This is a genomic window from Micromonospora avicenniae, assembly GCF_900156065.1.
GTDB lineage: Bacteria > Actinomycetota > Actinomycetes > Mycobacteriales > Micromonosporaceae > Micromonospora > Micromonospora avicenniae.
On the sequence record NZ_FTNF01000004.1, the window covers coordinates 222,461 to 248,656 of the forward strand.

At 73.0% G+C, this 26,196-nt stretch carries 1 protein-coding gene (running past one end of the window); it reads left to right on the forward strand.

The window, feature by feature from the left end:
- On the forward strand, window positions 1-26,196 hold the 5' portion of the coding sequence (locus tag BXA10_RS08915; RefSeq protein WP_139337930.1) for a toxin glutamine deamidase domain-containing protein. The gene runs 3,957 nt beyond the window's last position; the window shows 26,196 of its 30,153 coding nt (coding positions 1-26,196); its start codon is at window positions 1-3; its stop codon lies off the right edge, out of view.

Here is a 26,196-nt window from a genome sequence, read left to right on the forward strand (position 1 = left end):
GTGGACATCGAGATGTCGGACGAGGCCGCCGCCTTCCTCAAGTGGCTCTCCGGCGAGGAGTTCCCGGCCACCAACCCCGACAAGGTGCGCGCGATCGCCGAGGCGTTCGGTGACACCGCCGACGGCATCGAACGTGTCGTACCCCTCCTCATCACCGGGGTGAACAACATCCGTGAGGGGGTGATGGGCGAGTCCGAGCAGGCCTTCGTCGAGTCGATGGAGGACTTCCTCTCGGAGGACGGCTTCCTGGGCATCGCGTCGCGCTATGTCCGGCGGATGGGCGACGAGCTGGGCAAGACGGCGAACCAGGTCGAGTACGCCAAGCTGATGATCTTCCTTTCGGTCATCCAGCTGATGGTCGAGGTCGCCATCGCGCTCGCGATCGCGTGGCTCGTTCCCGGAGTCCTCGAGAAGCTCGCCATGCGCCTGCTGGTCGAGAAACTGATGATCGCCAGATGGTTGGCCCAGCTCATCTACGCGGTGGCGATGAGCCAGGCGATGGGTGTCGGCCTCCAGGTCCTCATGGACATCATCGCGCAGAGCATCATGATCTCCGAGGGCAACCAGAAGGGCTGGAACTGGGACCAGACCGGGAAGGCCGCCGAGATCGGCGCCTGGATCGGCGTGGTCGGCATGGTCCTCGGCGCCGGCGGCGGCGCGATCTTCAACAAGCTCTTCGGCAAGGGCAACGTGCCGGTGCCGCCTCCGGGGAAGGGGGCCGCGGACGACCTGCCCACCCCTGCCCCGGTCAAGGACGACGGCCCGCTCCCACCCCCGGTCAAGGATCCCGTCATCAACACCGTGGTGAAGGAGTCCGACAACGGGCCGACGTACTCTGGCTCGAAGGACACCGACGCCCCGCCGCCGTACACGAAGCACGACCCCGACGCCCCGCCGCCGTACCGCAGGCACGACCCGGCAGCCGGGCATCATTCGCTCGCCGGGGAGACCCTGCACGAGGGCGCCACCGAGGTCGTCGGCGAGGGCACCTACGGTGCGATGACGGGCGAGGGCTGGGAGTGGAGCAGCACCCCGGCCACCTTCGTCTCCGGAGCTCTCTCCGGCCTGCTCAGCGGGCTCGGCACGGCGGCGGGAACCCGCCTGCGGCTGGAGACCCACGGACCGGGCGGCACCGGCGACCTGTCCACGAGCGCTGGGCCACCCGCCGGCGGCTCGCCGGCACCGGTGGATCCACCGCCGTCCTACCAGGAGGCGACGGCGCCGCCCCCGGCCACGCCCGGGTCGGCGGGTGGCGCCGGAGCCGGCTCGAACGGCGCGGGCTCGAACGGCCCGGCCTCGAACGGCCCGGCCTCGAACGGCCCGGGCTCGACGGGTGGGAACACTTCCGGCGCCGACGCCGGTGCGGGCGGCACGGAGAGTGGCACGCGACCCGGTGACGACGCCGGCGACGAGGGCCCGACACGGGCCACGCCCCCGCCGTACGCCGACACGCCGAACGGGCCGAACTCCCGGGCCGATGAGGTCTCCGGCGCCAACGGTGCGACGAGTTCCGGTGACTCCACCCCAGACGGGGACGACCTCTACATACCGCCGCCGATAACCGTGGTGCCCGTCGAGTTCGCGCCCGTCGACGTGGTCGACACCACCGACACGACCGGCGTGCCCGACACGACCGGCCAGGGCGACGGCACCTGGGTCGGCGACGGCCCGCCGGCCACGGGCGGCTCCTGGAGCGGAACGCCCGCCACCGGACCGGCGTCACCGACACCCGCCGGGGGGCCTGGCACGACCGCCACCACTACCGGACCCGGGTCGACCTCCGCCGGAAGTGGTACGGGCGCCAACGGCCCCGCCAGCACCACGACCGGACCTGCCAGCAGCACGACCGGACCCAGCACCACGACCGGACCCGCCAGCAGCACGACCGGACCCAGCACCACGACCGGCCCTGGGTCGACCTCCGCCGGAAGCGGCACGGGCAACAACGGCTCCGCCGCGTCGACCGGGGCGGCGACGCAGCCCACACCGATCCGGGAGACCGGTACCGGCGGTCCGCCGAACGGGCCCGGCGCCGGGAACGGAGTGAGCGCGGCGGGCGACCCGTTCCGGACGTCCGCGGAGGTTCCCACGCCGACGGACGGCGACCAGACCGGAACGAACAACCCGTTCCGGCTCGCCGCCGAGGTGCCGGCACCCGCAGCCAGCGACGGACCCGCAGCCAACAACCCGTTCCGGGACGGCACGGACGTACCCGCGCCGAACGGTGACCGGGCCGGCACGAACGATCCGTTCCGGCCCCCAGCCGAGGTGCCGGCACCCGCGTCCACCGACGGACCCGCAGCCAACAACCCGTTCCGGCCCGCCGCCGAGGTGCCGCCGCCCGCGCCGAGCGGGCCGGCGAGCCTGACGCCGGGTACGAGTGTCGACGAGGCCGGCGGGCGGCGGCCGGAGAGCGCCGGCACGCGACGGGACACCCTGCCGGGATCCGACCGCGACGGGCCGCAGCGGGTGCCGTCGCAGGTTCCGCCCTTCGGGGATCAGCCGGCCGTCCGGCTCGACCGCGACGGCGTCGAGCAGGTGGTCGACGAGGTCGCCGATCGGGTACGCCCGCAGTCCGGAAACCCGGATACGCAGCCCGATCCGGAGCTCTGCGTCGACCAGCTGATCGCGATCCGGCAAGCGGTCTTCAAGAAGCGGGCACCGGTCGCCCGAGCAGGTCGGACCACCGACGATCTGAGGGTCGGCACCGGGCACGTGGCGGACCGGCTCGGCGGCGGCGCGGCGTGGCACCCGATCTCGTCCTGGGCGGACGTCGAGCGGGCCGTCACCCAGGCCGGACCGGGCAGCATGGCGCTCGTCCTGTGGCAGCAGCCGAGCGGCATCGGCCACGCCTTCGCGCTCTACCACACCACCGACCTCTTCGAACCGCTGCAGTGGCTGGAGCCGCAGCAGCCGAAGGGGAGCCGGCTCGTCACCCGTGACGACCTGGGCTCCGCCGTCGCCGCGCGGGTGCTGATCCTCGATTCGACGGGGCGCGAGGTCCCCCTCGCCGAGCAGCCGTCGCCCGGCGGACCCGACGCCGGCAAGCCGACCCCGGTGGTGCTCCCGACCGGACCGGAGTCCGAGTCCGTCGCGCGCGCGATCGTCGACGCGCCGACCGACCACCGCTACGGTGCCCTGCTCAGGCGGGGGCGGCGGTCCCCCACTCCGCCGGAGACGCCGTCCGTGCCGGGGACCTCGGCGAGCGGGACGCCGGACTCGTCCGGCCGGCACGAGAACGGCGCCGAGAACCCGTCCGAGGAGGGCGCGCCGACGCCTCCGGTTCCGCCGGCGCCGGGACGAGGCCCGGAGCCGACCGACCCACTCTCCGGCCCGGAGAGCGAGGACGTCCAGCTGACCCCGCCCGGCCTGCGGCCGGGGGTGCGCTTCGTCGTCGATCTGCCGGTCGAGCCCGCGAACCCGCTCGTGCGGGACGGGCTCGACCAGGAGGTCGTCGACGAGCTGACGGAACGCGCCCGCCGGGCCGTGAAGGTCGGCCCGGAGAACCCGACCACCGAGCCGCCCGCCGCACCACCGGCCGCACCGCCCGGGACGACCGGGCCACCAGCCGGTCCCCCGTCGACGGCCGAGGCCGCCACCGACGTCACCGATCCGCCCGCCGGCCCGGGGTCGGTCGTCGACACCCGCACGGACGTCACCGAGCCGCCCGCGGATCCGGGGGCGCCCGCCGAGCCGGCGTCGGACCCGGTGGATCCGCCGGAGGACGTCCCGCAGCCGCCCTGGTACATCGAGCACGGCGCGACGGGCGCGATGAGCATCCAGTCGGCCGGGTACGCGGACCCGGGCCGGGTCGCCGGGCAGATCGTCGCGGCGCTGCCGCCCGGCGCGCCGAATGCCACCGACGCCGAGTCGGAGAACCTGCGCAACGGCGTACGCGCCCGGCTCACCACACTCCTCGGCGTCGACGGCCACACCACGGCCGCCGCGGACCGGCCGGACAGGTCCGCCGCCGACGCGGCGGCACTTGTCGACCTGGCCTCCGCCGACGCGAACACCGACCGGTGGGACAAGCTGCTGCGCGAGGGCTGGACGGGGGTGATCGACGGCCGGCTGGTCTGGATCAAGCCTCGGCTGCACGCGGCGAAGCCCGTGCCGGCGCGCCCGGCACAGGGAACCAGGTTCGAGGTCGCCTTCAACTCGACCGCGTCCAGCAAGGCACGGGACCAGACGAAGCCGGGCGAGGTGTCCACGGGACCGGACCTGATCGTCAAGTTGCCCAGCAAGTTCCAGTTCATGCCGATCGGGCTTCCGCTCGAGGGCGAGTACGCCACTTCGCACTCCGTCAGCTCGTCGGACCGGGTGATCTCGGGGCGGAAACTCTTCTTCAACGGCGGGCCCAGCTACGCCAGCGGGCTGGCGGTCGACGTGTTCGTTGACGGACGGCAGTGGGGCGACACCCATCGGCTCGACTCCGACGACGGATTGCTCGTGGTGAAGTTCCCGGAGCAGTACGTCGGGCGGGACCAGCGCCCGCGGGGCAACGTCACGGTCGACGCGGACGGGCGGGCGCGGCCGGGACCGGCGACGGCCCACGACGTGCTGACCGCGATCGACTTCACACCGACCGTCGCGGCGCTGCACCGGCAGCTACGCGACCACGATCTGCCCGCGGACGCCGCGGCGACTGTCTCGCAGCACGTCACCCAGCAGTTGCTCAACGAACGGACCGCGCGCGGACGCAGCCGGTGGCTGCTCAACGGCGGGGACATGTCCGAGCAGCTGACGGTGCCGATCGGCGTGGGCAGGGAGTTCCGGGGTTACGTAACCGTCGACCTCGCCATACGTCGACTGCAGCGGCTGGGCAAAGTCGACGGCGTGACCGTCCGCGACGACCTGGGGGCCGCGCAGGGGGACTCCGAGACCCGGTCCGGCTCCTACTCCTTCGGGCTCGCGCTCCGGGCCGTCCCGAGCGGGTTGACCGCGAGCGCCTCCGGTGCCGACCGAGGTGGGATCGGGCCGAACGCCGGCCTGGAGTGGGGCAGGTCGGCGGCGCAGGACGTCGGCGGCGGAGCGATGAACCACACGGTCCTCGTCCGCTCCGCCGAGCACACCCGGTACGCGGCCGACGTGTCGGTCAACGTCAAGGTGGACTCGAGCACACACCGGATCCCGTGGTTCGACGCACGGGTCATGGCCGAGTTCGGCGTGCCGACGACCGACGCGGAGGCGTTCGAGCGGACACACCACGGCAGTCCCCTGCCGGCGGCGGAACCGCTCTGGTACAGGGCTGCCGTACCGACGGTGACGCCGACGGCACCGGTCAGCGCCGAGGGCGTCACGAATCGGCTCGGCGCGCCACGCCGCGACGCACCTCAGGTCCGTGCGCCGTTCCGGCCCGACCGGGCGGCCGACCGGGAGCCGCTGCTCATGGCGGCGCGGCGCGGCGAAGGTCCCGGCACCACCCACCACCTGCCGGGTGGCAACCGGGTCATGCCCCAGGTGCTGACCGCGCTACGACACACCGTCGGTCAGGTCCGAGCGCTACGCGGCCAGCTCGAGACGGGCGGCGCCGGCTCCGTCACGGAGTCGGGATCCTGGGCGGAGGTGCAGCGACTCGCCGCCATCCGGTACGGACTGCCGGCGCTGGAGGCCGATCCGGCGCGGGTGCGGGCGGGCATCTTCACCACGTTCGAGATCGACGGTGAGCGGTACAAGGTGCTGGTGACCGCACACCCCCGGGAGTGGATCGGGAGCAGCAGCTACGCGATGCCGGTCAACAACCGGGCCATGTCGACGGCGAAGGTGAGCGCCGGTGTCACCAACAAGCAGCGGCTGCACGGCGGAGTCTCGGCCAACGCCGTCTTCGGGTACGGCCGGAGCATCCGGGGACAGTTGCCTGGGCTGCACGTCGACGGGTCGTACGAGCGAAGCACGGAACGCGGTCACTCGCGGACGCTGAAGAGCTACCGACGTACGGAGACCACGAAGGACGTCGTCCAGCACGACTACAACCTGGTGTACGAGGTCACCGTGTGGCCCGACGACGGGGCGCCGACGAGATGGCTGATCGACGGCCCGGACGTCCAGCAGCACGTGGTCGTACCGGTCGAGCATCTGCCGGCCACGACGCCGACCGCCGAGGAGATCGGCGAGGTCGGCGTCACGGTGCGGATGTACGGGAACAGCCCGCCGCCGCCGCTGCCCGGGGCGGTGCCGTTCCACCGGGAGGGCGTCGCCGGGGTGTATCCCCGCTTCGCGGAGCTGCCCGAGCTTCCGGCCACGGTGGCCCGCCTCTACGGGCAGGCGCACGGCGAGGCCGCCGGCTGGCACCTCGACCCGTCGAAGTGGCCCGCGCAGCTGTGGGACGCCGAACTCGCGGTACCCACCAAACTGAGCGCCAACCTGCCGGCCCTGACCAGTACCGAGCAGCGCTGGACGATCCCGCTCGGCACGCGCGACGGCATGACCGTCGAGGCCGAGATCACGGCCTCGGTGCATGATGCGCCCCACGTCGGCACCAGCGACGGGGTGGAGATCGAGCAGTACGCCCAGGCAGCATCCCAGTTCGACGTCGCGGAGGAGACCGAGCAGTCGTTCTCGATCGGCGCGGGCGGTGGGGCGTACTACTCCGGCGGCGGTCGGACGGGCGACGACTCGGCGGCGTCGAACATCGGCGGAGGTTACCTCTCCGGGCACGCCTCCCTGGAGTCCGGCCGCTCCGCGGCCAGCGGATCCGGCAGCATCGACATCACCCGCGCCACCTACAAGGGGCCGGTGCACAGCTACCGCCCGAAGCTGGTCCGGTTCACGGTGACGGTCAAGGGCTGGCGTGGCTCGGACCCGGCCGTGGTGCAGCGCTGGGCGACGGTCGACGTCCACAACGGCATGGAGTTCCAGGTGCCGAACCGGATGGCCCACGAACTCGGGCTGCCCGGCACCGTCCCCCTCGCCGATTCGCCGGCCCCCCGGCGGGAGCTGGACCCCCAGCTCGGCCGGGCCGCGAGCCACGTCGAACGGCTGCAGACCGACGATCCGCCGCTGCAGATGATCCTCGACACGCTGACCGAGCGGGGTGTCCTGCCGCCGGCGGACAGCGGGCCGCCGCCGATGCTGCGCAAGGCGCTGACCAAGACGTTCTCGCTGGACGCGCTGGAGGTCGAGGCGTTCGAGCTGTTCGGCGGCGGCGTGCAGGAGTGGTTCGTCGTGCCCGGCACGCTGCTGGGCACGGGTTACCTCTTCGTACGGGTCAGCGCGTCCCTCGGTGCCGTCACGTCCGACCGGCCCCGGCCCGAGGTCAACCTGACCCTGCGCGGTCAGGGGTACGACTCGACGGAGGAGAGCGAGTCGTCGGGCTGGTCGGCCAAGGTCGGCTTCGTGGGTCGCGGGCGCGGGGCCGGGGCCGCTGGCGTCGGTGGCGGCACGGGACGGGTCGACTACGACTGGTCCTCGTCGCGGGAGCACGGCGAGGAGCACGCCACCAAGGACATCTTCCGGTACGGCACCTCCGGGTCGCACGAGCTGACCAACCAGGTCCACTTCACCGTGGAGATGCGGTACACGCATCAGATGCCGTTGCAGCTGCAGGTGGTCGGGAACGCGGTCCGGTCGCTGCTGATGCCCCTGACGACCGGTTTCCCGACGCTGCGGGCGCTCATCGACCCGCAGCGCAACGCCTGGGAGATGGTCGATCCGCGGCCGCAGGCGGGATCGGTGCGCCGGCTGCTCCCCGCGTTCCTGACCGGGCCGGCCGACAACAACTCGCAGCGCTGGGAGCCGCTGCTCGCGCACGGCGAGCCGATCAGCGCGCAGGCGTGGAGTGAGTCACCGCCGCGCGACATGGGGCTCAACGACCTCGTCTCGACCGATCCCACCTTCATCCCGATCGCCCTGCCGATCACCGCGAACCTCGGCCGGGACCTGATCCGGGCGCTGGAGCCGGGCGGCTCGCAGACGCAGCTCTCCGCCAAGGTGGCGCCGACCAACCTGCTCGGTCAGCTCGTCTTCCGCCATCTGCTGGGGCTCACCGGGTTCGCCCTCGGGGACGTCCTCGTCGACCCCGGGCAGTTCATCGCGGAGACGAACCTGCGCCCGCGGATTCAGCAGCTGCTCGACCACCAGTACCGGGTGCCCGGGACCGACGTCCGGCTCGGCATCGTCCTGACCGACGTCGCGCAGCTGCTCGACGAGAGCGGCATGCCGGTGAACCCCACCGAGAAGGCGCGCCGGTACACCCAGGAGGAGACCAAGCCCGTCGTGGAAAGCGGCTCCTCGCGCGGCTGGGACGCGGGAGTGACTGTCGACGCGGCGGCCGTCCCGGGCGGGAAAACCAGATCCGCCGGGGCCCGGCTCGGTGCCAAGGCGGGCAGCCACTCCGGGGAGAAGTTCACCGCCGAGCTGGCCGAGATCGCCGAGCGCAACACCGAGTACAAGGCCCGGCACACGTTCTACCACTACGGACTGACGCTGGTCGTGCACCTGCCGGACGGCCGGACGGTCAACGTGCCGTCGCCCGAAGGCCTGTACGGGCAGAGCCAGCGCTCGCCGGAGGGCCTGCTCAGTCCCGGCGACCCGCGCCGGGAGCGCCTGACCGTGAACGGGCGCGTGTTAACCCCCGCGCGTCTGCTCCAGGCCACCGACCTGGCTGTCGAGTCGGTCGGGCCGGACGCGGAAGAGCTGGCCGTGCTCGGTGCCCTCGCCGAGCAGCTGTACCCGGCCGGGGTGCGCCCGCCACTCGGCCCGGAACACGTGAACAGCGGGACTCGACCGGATGCCGACGACTTCTCCCGCCTCGACCACTGGAGCCGGACCGCGTCGTGGGAGGCGGTGCCCGAGACGGTGCGCAGGTTGGGGCCGGGCAGCGCGGCGCTCGTCCTCGACCGGGACGGCGACGGCGGCGAACGCGCCTCCGCCGTCTACCACACCGCCGGCGGTCGCATCTTCTGGAGCGACCCGCACGAGACCGGGGACCGGCGGCTGATCCCGGTCCCGGACGACGGGACGGCCGACGGCTGGGCACCGGTGACGGGCGACCCGTCAGACGCCCGGATCCTGTTCATCGACCCGTCGGGTACGACGGCGGAGAACCGTCGACCCGTACCGGAGGGGTTCACGCGCCGCCCGCGGCAGGACGGCCCCACGCTGCCGCCGACGCCGCCTGCCCCGACCATGGACCCGGCGCCAATCGATCCGGCCACCCCGGGGACGACTGTCGCGGAGGGCCACGGCGGCGACCTCCAGCGCGACGACCGGGAGCGGGAAGCGCGGGAACGAGAGTTCCTGGCGCCGCTGCCCTACCCCGTGCCGCCGGCGCCGGCCGCAGCGCAGCACGTCACCGTGGTCCCGGACCTGCCCACGACGCCGGCACCGACGAACGGGCCCGCGAACGCCGCCCCAGCGACACTTCCCCGATCGTTGCCGCAGTCGTCCGATCCTGACGGCCCTCGGCCGAATGACGCTCCTTCGCCGCCCGCTCGACCGTCACCCCCGACGACGAGCGGGGCCGCCCCCGCGGCCGCCACGCCGGCACCTTCCGATCGGCCGAGCGCGGAGGCGGCGAGCGGGCAATCGCTGTGGGCCGGACCGGTCGAGATGCAGGCGGTCGGCCTGCTCGACATCGTGGCCGGGACCGACGGGTCGGCGGTGCTGTCCCGCGGCGAGCTCGCCCGCCACCTGCGGGAGATACGGGGCGCGCACGGGGAGGACCCGGCACCGGATCCGGGAGCCGCCGTGGCCACCGGGACGATCCGGTGGATCAGGGACCGGGCCAGGGCGGCGACGACGGACGCCGCCATGGTGGAGCTGCTCGGCCCCGAGCCGATCGTGGATCCACGGCCACTCGCCGTCGAGGTCGAGATCGGTCTGCAACCCGCACCCGCGGGCGAGGTCCCCGCCGACCGCGCCGCCCGGCAAGCGCGGGAGGCGGACCTCGTCGCATGGCTGACGAGCCAGCTTAACCTCCAGCTCGCCCTCGGACTCACCCGCTGGAGCCAGCGGCAACCGGCGACGCGGGCTGTTCCTCGGGTGCAGGTGCGCTTCTCCGTGGTGCGGGAACCCGCCGCCGCGCCGGGAACACCGGCCGTGGACCGGCTCCGCCTCCGCGCCGTCGACCAGGCGCCGACGGCGATCGAGCCCGGGACGCTACGCGGCCAGCGCGAGCTCATCCCCAACGGCCGAGCTTTCGTGGTGCCACGGGTACCGTCGACCGGGCTGCCCACCCGGGAGGGCGCTGCGGACATCGACGAACTGGCCGCCGAGGTCGCCGTCCGAGCCGTGGCGCAGCAGCGCTTCGGCGACACCCCGGACCCGGTCGGTACGACCAGGGTGCCTTCCCCCATCGAGGTCATCGTCGTCGGGCAGTACGACGAGCGCCACGGGGAACCCGACGACGGGTACGGCGGGGCCGTCCTCGACGTGCAGCCACGGTTCCACCGCAGCCTGGAGGCGGAGGTCGCTCGGCGGATTGCCGAGCTGACCGGCAGGGCGGCCACGCCGGCCGAGGTGCGGGAGACCCTCGCCACCGTCCGCTACGACATCCAGACCCGACCGATGGCGGAGCTGGATCCGAGCCAGCGGAACGCGCCGCCGGTGGAACTTCACTACGTCGTTCCCCCGCCGCGCCCGCCGGTCCAGGCGGAAGACTACGAGTTCCCGCAGTCGGACTACCTGAGCAGCTGGCGCCTCGCGGCGGTGTCGACCGCTGCGCCTGGCTGGTGGCGAGCCGACACACCGGTCCCGAACGTCGACCAGATCCTGACGGTGCTGCCGGAGGCGGCATTCCGGCGAGTCGACGCCGAATCCGCGGAAGCGGGCGAATCGCGTGCTCGCCCGGAGCTGCTCGCCGGCTACCGGTCCAACGTCCGGTACGACGTGGCCCGGGTCGCGGTCGAAGAGACCGACCCGGCTGGCGCACCGATGCCCGCACAGTCCGTCCGGATCTTCCGGCTGCGGATCCACCTCGCCGCCGACGACGACGTCGCCCACGCCGACGTCGAGGCGTTCATGGAGCACGCGCGCGCCGCGGTCACACAGGAGATCAACGGACGCTTCCGATTCCCCGACGGGGACCAGTTCCACCTGGTCGTGGAGTTCACCGACAACAAGGATGACGCGCACCACGTCGTCCAGGTGCCGGCGACCGGCCCGATGAGCAACGTTGCCTGGCCGGTCAGCGCCCTGCGAGCTGCCCGACCGGAGCAGGGTCCGCAGCGCATCCAGGACTGGGTCCTGCACGAGATGATGCACCTGCTCGGCCTGCCGGACGAGTACCTGGCGGCCGGGAGCGCGGCGGGCGTGCACAGCATCGCGGCGGTCTTCCGGAACGCTTACCGCGATCCGGACTCCCCGCGCAGACGCCGGCCCGACCTGCCGTCGGCGTTGATGAAGGACGTCGACCGGCTCGGTGGGCCCGACATCATCGCCGCCCGATACCTGTGGGAGCTGGCGTTCGTCCAGGAGAGCAGCACGATCGCCCCGCTCACCACCGTACGGCGAGGCGACGGCACCGCCGTAAAGGTCGTCTCCGTACCCCCCGACCCGTCGGACGGCGCACGGTACGCGGCGCTGCTCGACCGGATGGCCGGCGAACACTCTGCCGACACCAACGCGCGGGTGGCGGAGAACTGGCGCTACGAACGCGACGCGACCGAGGCGGTGCTCGCTCGGGACGGGCAGCGCGAATGGGGTCGCAATTTCGTGATGCTGCCCGCCGACGTGGGCGCACGCCTCGTCGACGGCGAGCGGTTCCTGCTGCGAGCCGAGAGCAGCGACTTCGACGAGATCCCAGCCGGATACGAAGTCGTCGTCATCGACTCGTACAGCTGGGTGCTCTCGGGTTCCGATCCGGAGCTGAGGTTCGTCGTCGCCGGACCCGAGGAGCCGATCGCCTTCCAGGGACGACGGGGGGACGGCCGGGCACACTTCGGACCGCCGCACGAGAGCGCGCCGACGGAACCGGACGACGCGGACCTGGGCTACCTTGACGAGTTCACGCTGACCGTGGACGACGACCCGGACGCGGACTTGGACCTCGACTTCGACCCGGCCTCCGGCCTGGTGATGGACCTGTCGGACCTGCGGTTGGAGGAGCCCGACTTCGCCGAGCCGGCACCGCACCACCGGCCCCTGCCGCCGCAGCCCGAGACCGCCCGGGTCGGCTCGCCGTCGACCTCCGAAGCCAGCCGGGACGGCTCGCCGTCGGCGCCGGAGAGCGGCCGACCCGACCACGAGCAGCCGACCCGGCTCGCGGCCGACCTCGGCAGGCTCCTCAAGGCGTTGAACAACCCGTTCCGGCTGCCCGTTCAGCACCGGCGCGCCGTCGACGGCCCGTACGAGGCGATCAGCACAAGTCTCGGTCTGCTCGCAGCCGAGTCGGTGGACCCCTCGTGGCGGGAGCAACTGCCAGCGGTCCGGCAGCAGTTGGACGTCCTCGACCGGATCCTGCGGGCGGCCGCCGCGACCGACCCCGAGCTGCGGAGCAAGCTCCCCGAGCTCGACGCGCTCAAGGCCGATCTCGTCCGGCAGATCGACGATGTCGTACCCGAACCGTCCCTCATCGACTTCACCGACGCCGACAAGCGGCCCGCCGACACTTCGGCGGACTCACGCGTCGGCGGGCCAGGCCGTGGCGCAGGGCCCGGAATCGGCGGCGGGCGGGGACCGGCCGGCGGATCGGTGCGGGTTATCCCGTCCCGGTTCGCCGACGACGCGTCGGCGCGGGCCGCGTACCCCTGGCTGACGCTGGTCAACCCGAGCGGGTCGGACACGAACTGCGTGCTGACCGTGATCGTGTCGGACATGAACGCGGCCGAGGGACGGAACTCCAGTTGGCAGGCGCCACCGGAGAGCGCCCAGCCGGAGGAACACCTGCTGAACTACCAGCGGCAGCAGTTGGCGCTGCCGGACGACGCCGCGCCACCGGTGTACCGGACCGACGTCGAGGCGGTCCGGGCGGCGATGGAGGCCGCGCCGGCTGGGACGCGGGGCGTGCTGCTGGTCCGGGATCCGGTGACCGCGGCGGGGCTGGGCGGAACGTCGCACGCCTTCAACGTGCTGCGGGACGAGAACGGTGTGGTGTTCCTCGACGGGCAGCACGGCGGGTTGGCCCGGATGCCGGCGTACGTCGGTGAGCTGTTGTTCCTTCCGCTGAGCAAGGACATCCCCCGGCCGGAGGGCGCGGCAGCGGTCGACCCGGCCGAGTTGGGTGGCGCGGCCGGCACGCTCGGCAACGGCGAGAACGGCGACGGCGCACAGCGCCGCGAGAGCGGCGGCGACGGCCGCTCGTCGTCCGGTCCGACGCCGGGGAGTTCGGGCGCTGGCCCGGGGACGCGCCGCGGCACGTCCGGGTCGCTGCGACCGACGTTGCCGCCGCTGGTCGTGCCGCCACCCCCGCTGCGCAGCGGGAGCATGCTGCCGCCGGTGGACGGACCGGCGGCGGCCCTGCTGAACGAGCTGTACGCCTGGGAACAGCCGAGCGTCGTGCCGCACCCCGCCGACCCGGTGCTCGGACCAGACCTGCTCGGGCTGCTGGAACCGGCGCCGATGCCGAACTTCCTGGCCGACGACTTCTCGTACGACCAGCTGCGCACCGACCAGCTCTACGCGTTCTTCGACTTCCTGGACATGGCGCACCCCGAGCGGGTGGAGGGCTACCAGGTGCGCCCGGAGGACCTGCCAGCCTTCCCCGACACGGTCTGGCAGGACGTACGGGCACCGATTCCGCAGGACGGCACCCCGGACCGGCGGCGGTGGGCACCGAACACCGCACGCCTGCCCGAGGACCTACGCCGCCTGCCGGACGTCATCGAGCTGCCGCTGATGGTGCACGCCATCTGGCTCGGCGGTCCGCTGACCGGTACGGCGACGACGGACGACTTCCGGCGGAACCTGGAGGCCTTCGCCCGGAGGACCGGCCGGGAGGGGTTCCGGACCAACCTGTTCACCGACGTCACCCGGGCGGAGTTCCTCGCCGCCGCCCGGCTGCCGGAGTTCCGCAGCGTCGAGGAGACGGAGAACGACCGCCTCGACGCGGTACGCGACATGCTCGACTGGGCGCAGCGACACAACATCCGCCTGATCAACATCGATGAGGTCTTCCACGCCGAACTCGGCCTGCCGATCCAGCGTTTCCTGCTGGCCGAGCTGAACAAACAGCATGGCCGTGGCTACGCGGCGGGGGCCGACATCATCAAGGTGCTGCTGCTGACCATCTTCGGTGGGTGGCAGACCGACGGCGACAACTCACTGTCGAGGGCGGTGCTCCACTTCGACGATGGGACGAGGACCCCGGCGTGGCTGGACGAGCTGATGACCCTATTCCAGGAGGACGGGTACGCCATCCACGCCCAGCCCGATCGCCAGCTCGTCGGCAACTCGTCGATGTTCTCCTCCCGCGGCCACCCCTTCTTCTGGCGCTACCTGGAGCGTCTGGAGCAGAACTACGGGAAGACGCAACGCGCTTTGGTGCCGATCCCGGACAGCGAGCAGCGCGACGCGGCCGAGATCTGGGTACGACAGCCGATGCTGCGGCCGCGCCGGCACTCGGTGATGAGCCGTACCGGCCCGGACAACCTGGGGCGGTTGAGCCAGGACGTCGGCCACCGGCGGCCGTATCCGGACCTGCCGCACCTGCGCCAGGTCGGGATGGGTACGGCCAACAGCTGGATGTCCCGGCGACCGTTCGACCCGCAGCGGGCGTACCTGCCGCACGAGGTGCCGGAGGTGCTGGCCCGGGTCACCGCCACGCTCATCCGTGGTCTGCACAACCGGGAGGGCGACCTGCACCTGACCGGCGTGGCACCGGTGGTCAACGGTCTACCCGATCCGGCCGCCGCCTGGGAGGCGGTGGTCGAGTACATCCTCGAGACGCCGGACCTGGCGCGACAGGTCCGTACGGTCACCGACCGGGCTCTGGTGCCGCCGGAGCACGAGGACGGCCCGGTGGACGTCGAGGTGCTCGAGCTGCCGCCGGTCGTGCGGCAGCGGTTGGGCCTGACCGAGGTGCCCGGGCAGGATCCGCCCGGGACCTGGCGCCTCGCGGAGCTGGCCCGGCCCGTGACGGTCGTGCCACGGCGGGCCGGCAACACCCCGCTGACCGCGGTCGGCTCGAGCACCACCCCACGCCGGCCGCGCTTCCTCGACAGCCCGCCGGTCACACCGGACACTCCGCGTCGGTCCGGCCGCCCTGAGGGAATCGCGCCGCCCTCGCCGGCGTCGCCCTTGCTCCCGCGCTCGCCGCGTTCCCCCCGATGGCTCGGAGCGCCGGACTCCGGCGGTGCGGCGCCGGCGCCGGACGGGTTCGCCCGGCAGGACTTCGCCGATCAGTTGGTGACCGATCTGAACGCACTGAGCCTCGGTGAGTCCCGGGACCGGCGGCAGCACCTGGAGGCGGTGCGGGACGCGACGCGGTGGTGGAGCGAGACGACCTCGGAGGGTCGGCTCGACGGACTCTTCGCCGCGGTACGCAACCTCGAGGCGCTGCTCGGGCTGGACGCCGCCGACGGCAGGCCGCCGCTGCTGTCGCCGGAGGAGACCGCGACTGTCCTGGTCGGCGTACACACCGCCACGGACGGGAACCTCACGGCGATGTCGGCGCGTCGGCGCGACCGAATCGGTATGGCGGCCGACCAGCTCACCGTGCTCCTGGAGCGGCTGACCGACCTGCGTACGCCCGCCCCCGAGGTCGCGCACCACCTGCTTCAAGCGCAGCGTCACGCGACCGACCTCCGGTCCACCCTGCGCGCCGTCGCCGACCAGGCCGGCACCGCCCTGTCCCCGTCACCCACCGCGACCGGCCCCGGCGGCGCCGGCCCCGCAGGTGTGGCACGCGGTTTGCTCGACCCGTCGACGCGCCGCTATCCGGGCATGGTTCCGAACGGTCCGGAGGTGAGCACCGACCCGTCCGCCGAGGTGTCGCCGGCGATCCGGGCGGCGATTGCCGCCCTACCCGAGTGGGACGGCACCAGTCCCGACTGCGCGCCCCGGGTGCGGCGCCTGCTGATGGCGCTCGGGGCCCGCAACCGGGACCGCGACGACCAGGCCGGGCAGCGGGACGTCGACACGATCGCCGGCCAGTTGGGCGGCCGGTTCCGGGACTCGGATCTGGAGCGTCTGGCGGACCTGCGGCCGGGCGGGGTGACCGCGGTCTGGGTGGCGATCCCGAACGACCAGATGCACGTCGTGCTGGTCGAGCGGCTCGACGAGCACCGCTTCGCGCAGATCGAGACGCAGCCACGGCAGGGCAACGGCGTCACCGTCTTCCGGCTCGACGACCGGTTGTCGGGCCGGGAGCCGCTACCGGCGGTGTTCGGCGGCACGGTGCACCTGGTCCTCGACGAGAACGGCGAACTTGGTCACTTCCTCCCCGCGAGCACCGGCTCGGCCCCGGAGAACCCGGAGGCCACGAAGGCCACGAAGGACTATCCGGGTCCGCCAGGAAGCGCACTGGCCGCCGAGCCGCTGCACCCGAAACTGGCCTCGACCCGGGCGCTGCCGGGCGGCGTACGCCTGCTCCCGCCGCCCCCGGACGGCTCGGTGACCACTGCCGATCTGGAGGCGGCCGCCGCGCGGCTCACCGTGCCGCCGGGCGCGACCGTGCTGGCCGCCGTGCTGCCCTCGCTCGACATGGACCCGCCACACCTCGCGACGACCGGTCTGACGGGTCTGGTCGAGGTCTCCGACCTGCTCGACGACCTGATCCCCAGCAGCACGGACGACGTCCTGCTGCTCTACCTGCACGACGCCGACCTGAACCGGTCGGCGACGGCGGCGCGGGACATCCAGGCGGTGATCGACGAGCGACGCCGCCGGGGCGAGCCTGTTCCGGCCGCGGTCCTGGTGTCGGCGCCGGCCGCGCCGTCGGTGTGGGACTGGGTCGGGTGGCGGTCCGGACCGCGGTGGATCCTGCACGGGGCCGTGTACGAGGACCTGGCCACCGCGCTGACCATGGCGCGGTCGACCGCGCCTCCGCCGATCGATCTGCACGCCGAGGTTCGGGCCCGGCTGCGGGGCGAGCCCAACCGGTACGGCTTCACCGACGCGTCCCTGGCCGCACGGCTCGCCGCCGAACACGGGTTGGACGACGGCGAGTTGCAGGTGGTGCCGAGGTATTCGGCCACGGTCCCGCCGGCCGCACCCGACGGTCCGCTCGGCCCGACGGTCCGGGTGCCCATCGGCGACGCGGAGCACCCCGCCGACCGGCTCAGCCGGGTCCGCGACTGGCTGCGGCTGGGTGCGCTTCGGCCAGTGCCGGGGCCTGGTGAGCGAACCGTCGAGGTGCGGCTGCCCGACGGGCTGCACGGGGGAACCGTCACCCTGCCCCGATCCGGTGCCGGCCCCGAACAGCACCTGGTGGTCCTCGCGCCCAGGTTCCTCACCGTGCCGGACGCGGAAGGCCAACCGGTCCGGCACGAGGTCGACATCTGGGTGAACGAGCACGCCGACGGGCGGCTGGTGGCGACGGAGGCGCACGCCGCGGTCCGGGGTCTGCTGCTCGACAGCATCCCACCGGACTCCATCGGCCGCATTCGCGTCGAGACCGGACTGCTCAACGACCAGACGGTCGACGGCCACCCACCGGGGACGCTGCTGAGGTCGGCGGCGGACGGTGAGTGGATCGCCGCCGAGCAGTACGTGCAGTCGATGCTCCCGCCGACTGGTGACGGTCAGGGCCGGCCGATCGTGGTGCTGCCCTATCCACCTGGCGACGTCCCCTGGCACGAGACCCCGTTCCATCAGGCGCTGGAGCAGCACGCCATCGTGGTCTCCCAGCGTCGCGAGCAGCGGAAGGTCGAGGGACGCGAGTCACCGCAGCACTGGGCCGCCCGGCAGGGCGGTGCGGCGGTGTGGACCAACCGCGATCAGCGCGGTGTCGCCCAGATCCGCCGGTTGACCCTGGCCACGCTGCTCACCGATCTGACCGGTGGCCAGCGGCCCGGTGGTCGGGCGTACTCGGGTGAGGCGGCGGTGCACGCGCTCGCCCGGACGGCCGGCCCGGTGGTTCCCGAGGTGTTGACCGCGGCCCGCCGGGCCTTCGACAGCGCCCCGGTGCCGGTGGACGACCGGCCACGCTGGCTCACCCTGCCGGCGGAGCTGGGGCAGGCCACCGCGCGGAACACCAACGACTGGCTGCGCGGCCAGGAGTTGGCCGCGCTGCACCCCGACGACCGGTACGTCCAGACCCGGATGGCGGTACCCGGCCGGTACGTACGCGACGTGCCGGTCGAGTTCTCCAACGGTCAGCGGCGGACCTACCAGCTGGTCGACCTCGCCGCGATCGTGGCCGACCGGCCACGGGTCCGTGCGTACGCCAACGGGAGCCTGCGGCTGGAGACCACCGGCGCCGGTCGGCAGAACCCGGTGGCGCCTCCCCCGCCCGACTACGTCGACCCGCCGGCCTACGGGACGCCGCCGGCGAGCACATCACAGACCGGCAACGCGGCCGAGTCGCAGGCCCGCCCGCCGGCCGGTGGCGAGCGCGAGCGGCACGCCCGCGAGCCTGTTCGACTGACGCCGCAGGGCCTCGACGACGTCCTCGACGAAGTCGTCGGCGAACGGACCCTGCTGGACGCGCTTCTGCTGGAAGACTGCGCCGACCTGGTCAACCAGTTCGCCGGCGCGGTCTACCGGGACGGGATCCGGCCGGCAGAGGCCGCGGACGACTCGGCGGCCGCCCGGGGCGGTGTCGCCGGGGTACGGGCCGGGCTCGTCGCCGGACCCGGCTGGTATCGGGCAGAGCCGGCGGACGCCCTGCGTGACGTGGTGGAACGGGCCGGTGTCGGTGCCACCGCTCTGGTCGTGGTCAGCCGTGATCACGGTCAGACCGGACACGTGCTGGCACTGCACCACACCGTCGAGGGGGTCCGCTGGGCCGATCCGCAACGGCTCTCGGACGGTCGAAGCCAGACGAGCACCGACGTGACACCGGAGATCGTCCGCCAGGCGATCGACCTCCACTTCGTGCTGATCAGCCCGCACGGTCAGGTCGTCACGGTCGATCACCCCGCGCTGGGCGACGTCGTCGCCTCGGCGACGCGGCCCGAGTCAGCTTCTCCGGGCGCCGCCCTGATCGATGCGGCGCTGAACCACGACGTCGGTTACGGGGCTCCCGAGCTGGAGCTGCACGACGTGGAGGTGGAGTACGCCGACCAGGAGCAGGGAATCGAGATGCTCCGCACCGCGGATGGGCTGGTGCGGGTCAAGGTCGACGGCGCGAGGCACTACAAGGGCTCGGACGGCAGGTGGTATCTCGATCGAGGCAAGATGCCCGCCGGGGTCACGGTGGTGCAACGGGAAGACCTCTACATTCCCGAGATCGTGCCCCAGCCGTGGGGAATGCTCAGGGGCGAGCGAATTCAGAACGCGGCCCGGATCAAGCAGCACATCGAAGAGATTCGGCGCGTCCTGCGCAGCGCCCCGAACGTTCCGCTCGGCGATCTGTTCCGCGACGGCTACGTGCTGGCGGACGAGGCCCGGAATTGGAAGATCACCTCCTGGACGGATCGCTTCCCGCACGAGGACACGCTCTTCCAGCAGATCACCGCGGGACTACCGGTGCACACCCTCCTCAACGTCCTCGCCGGAGTGCACCCGCACATCCGCGACGGCGAGGCGAAGGACATGGTCCGGGCCGGCCGCGACTTCGCCGCCCGGGTCGCGGCGATGTACCTCGGGCGTCCCGGACCGGCGGCCGACGACCGGGCCGATGGTGCCCGCGCCAACGAGGACGCCGACTTCGTCCGTGCCCTCGCGCACTTCGACAAGGACGTCAGCCTGCTGGCGGGCGTGCTGGCACTCGGATTCGTCCAGGCCGCGGCGATCCCGTTGTGGTGGACCCACGGCCGCGGCGCGGGCGGGATCCCGAAGTCGTTCCTCACCGCCGCGTCCCGGGTCTCCCTCCACGATCTCCGCGGCAAGCTGCCGGAGCCGATGCGGACCTGGCTGCACCAGAACCGGCACGCGGTTCGAGCCATCTTCGCCGCCACGCTCCACGAGAACATGAGTAATCGGCCCGAGAGTCCGGCCGACCTGCTCGGCATGTACCTCCGTGCCGGAAAGGGGCTCCCGGATGACGCGCCGCCGTCCCTCGGCACGGTGACCGCTCAGCGCTTCCTCGACCAGCTGCTGGTCGGCGACGAGAACCTGAGCCAGGCGCACGTGCTCGACGTGGCCGACGCGATCGACACCCCGGCGCGCAGCAGGAGGGCTCCGCTCGTCCCGGTCGAGTTCCGGCAGGTCGGTCCACGCCTCACCAACTGGGACCAACACAACAAGGACGTCGAGACGGTGACCGGGATCGTCCGAAGCGCGGACGAGATGGCGACCATCCTCCTCAACCTCCCGGACACGGCGACGGGTCGCACCCTCGTCCAGACGTTGCGGGCGGTGGTGCTGGCCGCGCCCCCGGTGGACCCTTCGGCGGTCATGCCGGCCGGGTTGCGGCTGACCTCACCGGTCCGGGCCCTCCGGACGGCGATCAACGACTTCGTCGACGCGGACCCGAATCACCGGCAGGTCGCCGAGTTCGTGTTGAAGTCGGTCGGCAGACTCATCAACGAGCCACTCGTCGCCCTTCTGCCGCCCGCGGACGGGCCTTCGGCCACCCCGACGTCGCAGCCCGCGCCGGACCGCGGGGGTAGCGACGCGCCGCCGACCGGTACGCCGCGGGAGCGACGGGGCGTGGCACCGCAGCAGCTGACGAGCCGGCCACCGGCTGCCGCGGCCGCCCGCCCCGACGCCGGGGCGCCGGATCGTCCCGTCGGTGGAGGCTTCTTCCTCGGCGACTCGAGTACGACCAGCGCCGACCTACGGTCGGTGGCGCAGCTGACCTCGAACGAGGACGGGACCTGGTTCGCCGACGGCGCCGAGGTGCTGCTGCGCCGGGTGCCCGAACTGCGCAACGGGTGGGCGCTGCTCGCCGACAGCGAGCTGAACCAGCTCGCTGGACGCGACATGCTGGCCGCCGGAACCAGTACCCCGGTGGCCGTGCACCCCGCGGGCGACGGGGTCCGCGTACCGGTCCGTGGATCGGACGGCGACATCCGCGAGGTCCGCGTCACCGCCGGCCAGCTGGCGACCATCCTGGCCGGCCGGCTCCCAGAGGCCACGCCCATCGCCCTGCTCTCCTGCGCCGCCGGCGCGCTCCCGCGCGGCTTCGCCCAGCAACTCGCCACCGCCACCGGGCGCGACGTCGTCGCCGCGCCGACCGACCTCTTCGTCGACGTCACCGGCCCGCAGCCCGAACTCAGCACCGTCGACGGTGAAAGCTGGCAACTCTTCACTCCGGACGGCACACCGTGGGACGTCGTCAACGACGACATCGACGGCGAACGACGACCCTTCGACGGGCTCCTCTCGACGCCGCCGCGCTGGTCGGCCTCGAACGACAGCGCCCGGACCGACAGCTCGGCGGAGACGCCGAACCAGCCGACCCGACAGCAGCCCGAGGCGACCCCCGTCAGGCGACGCCGGGTACTGCGTAAGCCGAATCCGCGTCCCGCGGCGAACCAGCGAGGCACCAGCCCCCGGCACGTGCCGGACCGCCGCGCCCAGAATCCCGCGCTGACCACCCTGGAGCCCACGCGACGCATGCGGGTCACTTCCGGACCGGTGACGCCGCTCAGTGCGGCGACGACCCAGCCGTGGCAGGTGCGGCAGCGGTTGGCGGCCATGCCTCCGGCCGACCTGCGCCGGTACCGGCGATGGGCGGACGAGGTGATCGGGGAGCGGCGACGGCAGCCGGGTGTCACCGCCACCGTCGACACCCTCGCACCGGTGCAGCGCGCCGAACTCGTCGACCGGGTGGTGGACCTGCTGCGGACGAGCGACCACCTGGAACGGCACGAGACCGAGCGCCTGGCGGGCGACCTCATCGACCGGTTCCTGCGGGAGGGTCCGGCACCCCTGCCCGCCCCACCGTTCCGGCGGGATCTCGACACCTCGTTCGCCTTCGATCCGGGCGCGATCGAACTCTCCTGGGCCAACCGGGCCGAGCTGGACGCCTACGTCCGCTCGATCGCGGCCGAAGCGTCCCGCCGGGCCGACGAGGGACTTCCGCCGTTGCGTCTGCACGTGGAGGTCGGGCCGGGCCAGAGCACGCGGCTCGTCGACCGGCTCGTCGAACAGCTGCTGCCCGTGCTACCCGGCGCGAACGGAGGCCGCCGGGGGCCGGGCGGGCGGATCGCCGGCTCCCGCGCGGCCGGGCTCACCGCGGTCCTTCGGGAGCTGCTGACCAGCCACGCCGGGGCGAACGACGCGGTTGTGCTCAGCAGTCGCGTCGCGACCACGCCGCTGCCCGGTGCGGGACCGTTCGGCCAGGGCCCGGGCCGGGACTGGGCGCGGATCTGGGTCAGCGTGCCGGCGAGCGAACACGGTCGCGCCGACGGCGGCACCAGCGCGGATCGGCAACGGCTGGACGACCAGCGCTGGGATCCATGGACGACGGAGGAGACGGTCGATTCGGAGTCGTCCCGGCCCCCCTCGCAGGCGGCACCGGAGAGACGCCGCCGGGGTCGCCGGGGACGGCGGTTCGCCGTACGCAGCACCACCGGCTCGCACTCCGGCACGTCGCGTGGGGCCCGGTCGGCAGTGCGTCCGACCCGTCCGAACACCTCGGGCGGCACCTCGCCGCGTCCCGGCGGCACTTCGCAGGGTCCGGCCGGACCGAGCCGCTCGCAGACGTCGACATCGCCGCCCCTCAGTGCGCTGACCCCCGCCGAAACCAATGGCGCTCTCGACGCCTACCGGGCGTTCCGGGCGAACGCGCTGCCGGCTCTGACCGGCGACGTCGCGGAGCCGGTGGCGGACGACCTCTCCTGGGCCACCCGGCCGGGAGCGCTCACCCGGCCCACCGCGGCCGTCCTCGACCGGTTCGGGTTGCGGGCGGTCGTGGCCCCGGAGGACAACATCTTCTCCGTCGTCGCCGCCACGCTCACCCACTACCAACTGCCGGGCAGCGACCTGCTCGCCGCCCAGCCCCCGGACGCGTGGCCGACCACCATCGCGGGAATGCTCCTGGCGGAGCTGAGCGGCGACGACGCCCCGGGCCCCCGGATCGGCCTGGACCCGACCGACGAGGCAACCGTCCGCGAGGTGACCACCTGGATCGGCAACGGCCTGCGCGCCGACCAGGTGCCCGGGTCGATCCTCGCCGCGCTGGATCTCGACGACGGCATGAACGGCAATCTCGGGGCGATGCTCACGCTCACCGCCAACCTGATCGAGCGTCCGATCGCGGCGGTCTTTCCCAACGGCGAGACCATCCTCACCGGCACCACTGGTCAGGAACGGGGTGCCCTGCTCCTGGTCGCCACCGACGACGGCGAACTGCTGGCCACCGCGCCCCGCAGTGGCATCCCGGCGCTGATGCGGGCCGACGCCGACCAGGTCCTGGTCACCGAGGGTCCCGGCACGGCCGGGCACATGCCCAGCGACGTCGCGTCCTTCTCCGCGCTGGACCTGTTCCTCCAGAACATCCTCGGGCGCGAGGCCGACTCGTCCCTCCCGGCGCCCGAGGTGGCTGCCGCTGCGCTGCCCGAGGCGCTGGCCGGAACCGCCACGCCGACCGGCGGCACCCTCGCCGGACTGCTGCGCGAGACCCGGGCAGCTGCGGCGGCGGAGCCCACGCCACCCGCGCCGGACCCGGCGGGCTGGACCGTGCTGCCCCCGGGCTCGACGACCGTGAACCGGCTGACCGACTCCCAGGTCGCCCGGCTCGCCGAGGCCGGCGTGGGTGCGGTGTGGACCGACCCCGGTCCCGACGCGCTGTTCGAGGCTCTGCTGCGGTCCGCGGCGTACGGGCAGCCGGGGCTGTCCGGACTCGCCGGGTGGACCGCGCCCGCGCTGCGCCACGCCTTCGCCACGCTGCTGCAGGCGGACCTGGCGGCGACCGGCGGCACCGCCGCTCCTCTGCTGGGTCTCTCGCCGCAGGTCCTCGGGGCGCGGCGCGACCGGGTCCTGTCGTGGATCCGGAGGCTCGCCACGCCGGGAGTTCCCCTGCCCGAACACGCTCCCCGGCGGATCGCGCAGACCCTCGCGCAGGTTCTCGGGGTCCGCGTGGAGCTGATCCACCCCGACGGCGTCCAGGTGGTGCCGCGCACCCGTACCGCCGCGCTCGACCTGGCCGGCGCGCCGGTGCTGCGGCTGGTGGTGACCGCGGACGGTCACGTGATGCCCACCGTGCCGGTACCGGACCGGCACGACGCGATCCGCCGGCCGGGCCACGTCGAGGGCGACCCCACCGATGCGGCGCCGAAGCGGGACGAGGAATCGCCGGAGGCGGCGACCGGCGGCCCGCAGTCGTCGACGGTACGCCCGCCGGAGCCGAACTCGATCGTGCACACCATCGGCATCCCGCACCGAACCCTGCCCTACCTCGACGAGGTGGCCGACCGGATCGTGGCGGCCGTACGTGCGCGAGACGTGGAGGTGCCGGACAACGAGCGCAGGGTGCTGCCGGCCCGCCTGCTCAACAACTACCGCGAACTCGTCGGCGGTGGCCACCTCGTCCAGATCGGCACTGTCGAGGTGCTGGTCCAGCTCGACCCGGCCGACCCCGCGCTCGCGCCGAATCCCGCCTACGCGCACCCCGGGCGCCCACCGATCGACGACTGGGACGCCGAGGACGACGGCTCGACCGGTACGGACGAGAAGGGCGAGGGTCGGAGCGACTCGGGCGGCAAGGGCAAGCGGCGTGACGACTCCGACGACCCGAAGAAGGTCTTCCACGCGAACCAGGCGACCACCGGCGGCTTCAACACGGGCGGCACCTCCCACACCAACAGCGGGCAGGCGGGTGCGCTGCGTCTGGGCCTCGGGTTCGGTGTCGGCGTCGGCATCGCCCCCGGTCTGTTGCAGGTCGTCCGGTTCGGCGTGAACGTCGCCGGCACGGCTAACAAGGTCGACCGCAGCACGACCAACGTCAAGGACGCCGAGTCGGGCCGGGTGGAGGACAACCGGATCGACTCGACGCTGGTCTCGTACACCCCGAACTGGACGGTGCGGGTACGCACCGACACCTCGCAGTGGACGCTGACGGGACGCCGGAGCAGCTCTCCCGACTGGGCGGAGGTACCCCCGGACTGGTCCAGCGCGGACGAGCATCCGACCGACCAGGAGCGCCTGGAGGTGTGGATTCCGGACCACTACCTGGAGGGCGGGAAGCCGCAGGTGACCGCCGCTCCGCCCACCGACGAGCAGTTGCGCGCGGAGTTCGAGGCGCGGCAGCAGCGGATCCCGGACACCTATCACGCCACCGGGCTCACCGGGCTGCCCGAGCTCTACCACCAGATCGTCGACGGGCTGCGGAGCATGGGCCTGCCGCTCGACGCGGACGGCCCGGAGCGCCGCGAGCTACGGCAGACCCTGTGGAAGCTGGGCATCAACCTCGACGCGGCGGTCAACGACCTGAACGACGGCTACCCGATCACCCTGCACGACAAGCACGGTGACGTCGTCGCGACGGTGAACGTGCACACCAGCCGGGTGCCGGGCACGCCGCAGCGGGAAGGGGCCACCAGCGCCAAGTCGCACATCGAGCGGGTCAGCACCGCGATCATCGCGCACAGCGGAAACTCGAGTCTCGCGAACCAGAGCGATCTGCGGATCAACGGCGAACTCAACCTCGTACCCCTGCCGGGGCTGGTGCTGGGGCCGAGCGTCGGCCTCGGCTGGAGCTGGACCAACCAGGACGCGATCAACGCTGGACGCACCGGCATCTGGGTGCACGTCTCGCGTTACACCGGTCGGACCGCCGGCTACCGGACTTCGCTCCGGCACACGGCCACCCTGTCCGCGGCGAGCCGTCCCGACGGTGAGCCGCAGTCCGTCGCCGGGGTTACCGGTACGGCCCTGCTCCGCCTGCCGGAGCCGGACGCGTTCGCGCACGGGTTCCCGGTCGACGTCACCGCGTTCCGGCAACCGCTGCCGCCCGGCACGTCGGCGGTCCCCTACGCTCCAGGGTTGATCGACGACGGCAGTACGCCGGCGAGCGAGCTGCACGACACGATCCTCCCGCACCATGTCGCACGGGGTAAGGGCATCGGCATGGGGCTGGCGAAGGTCGACGACGACGTCGCCGCGCAGCTGCGCCGGCAGATCCTCGCCGAGCTGCGCCGCACCGGGTACGTCCCGCGCCGCGCGCGGCACCCGTTCGCGAAGAACCCGAAGCTCGGCAACGACGCGCGCATCGGCAAGAACAGCCGGTTCACGAACCTCTCCGATGTCTACAAGTTCATCTCCAGCAAC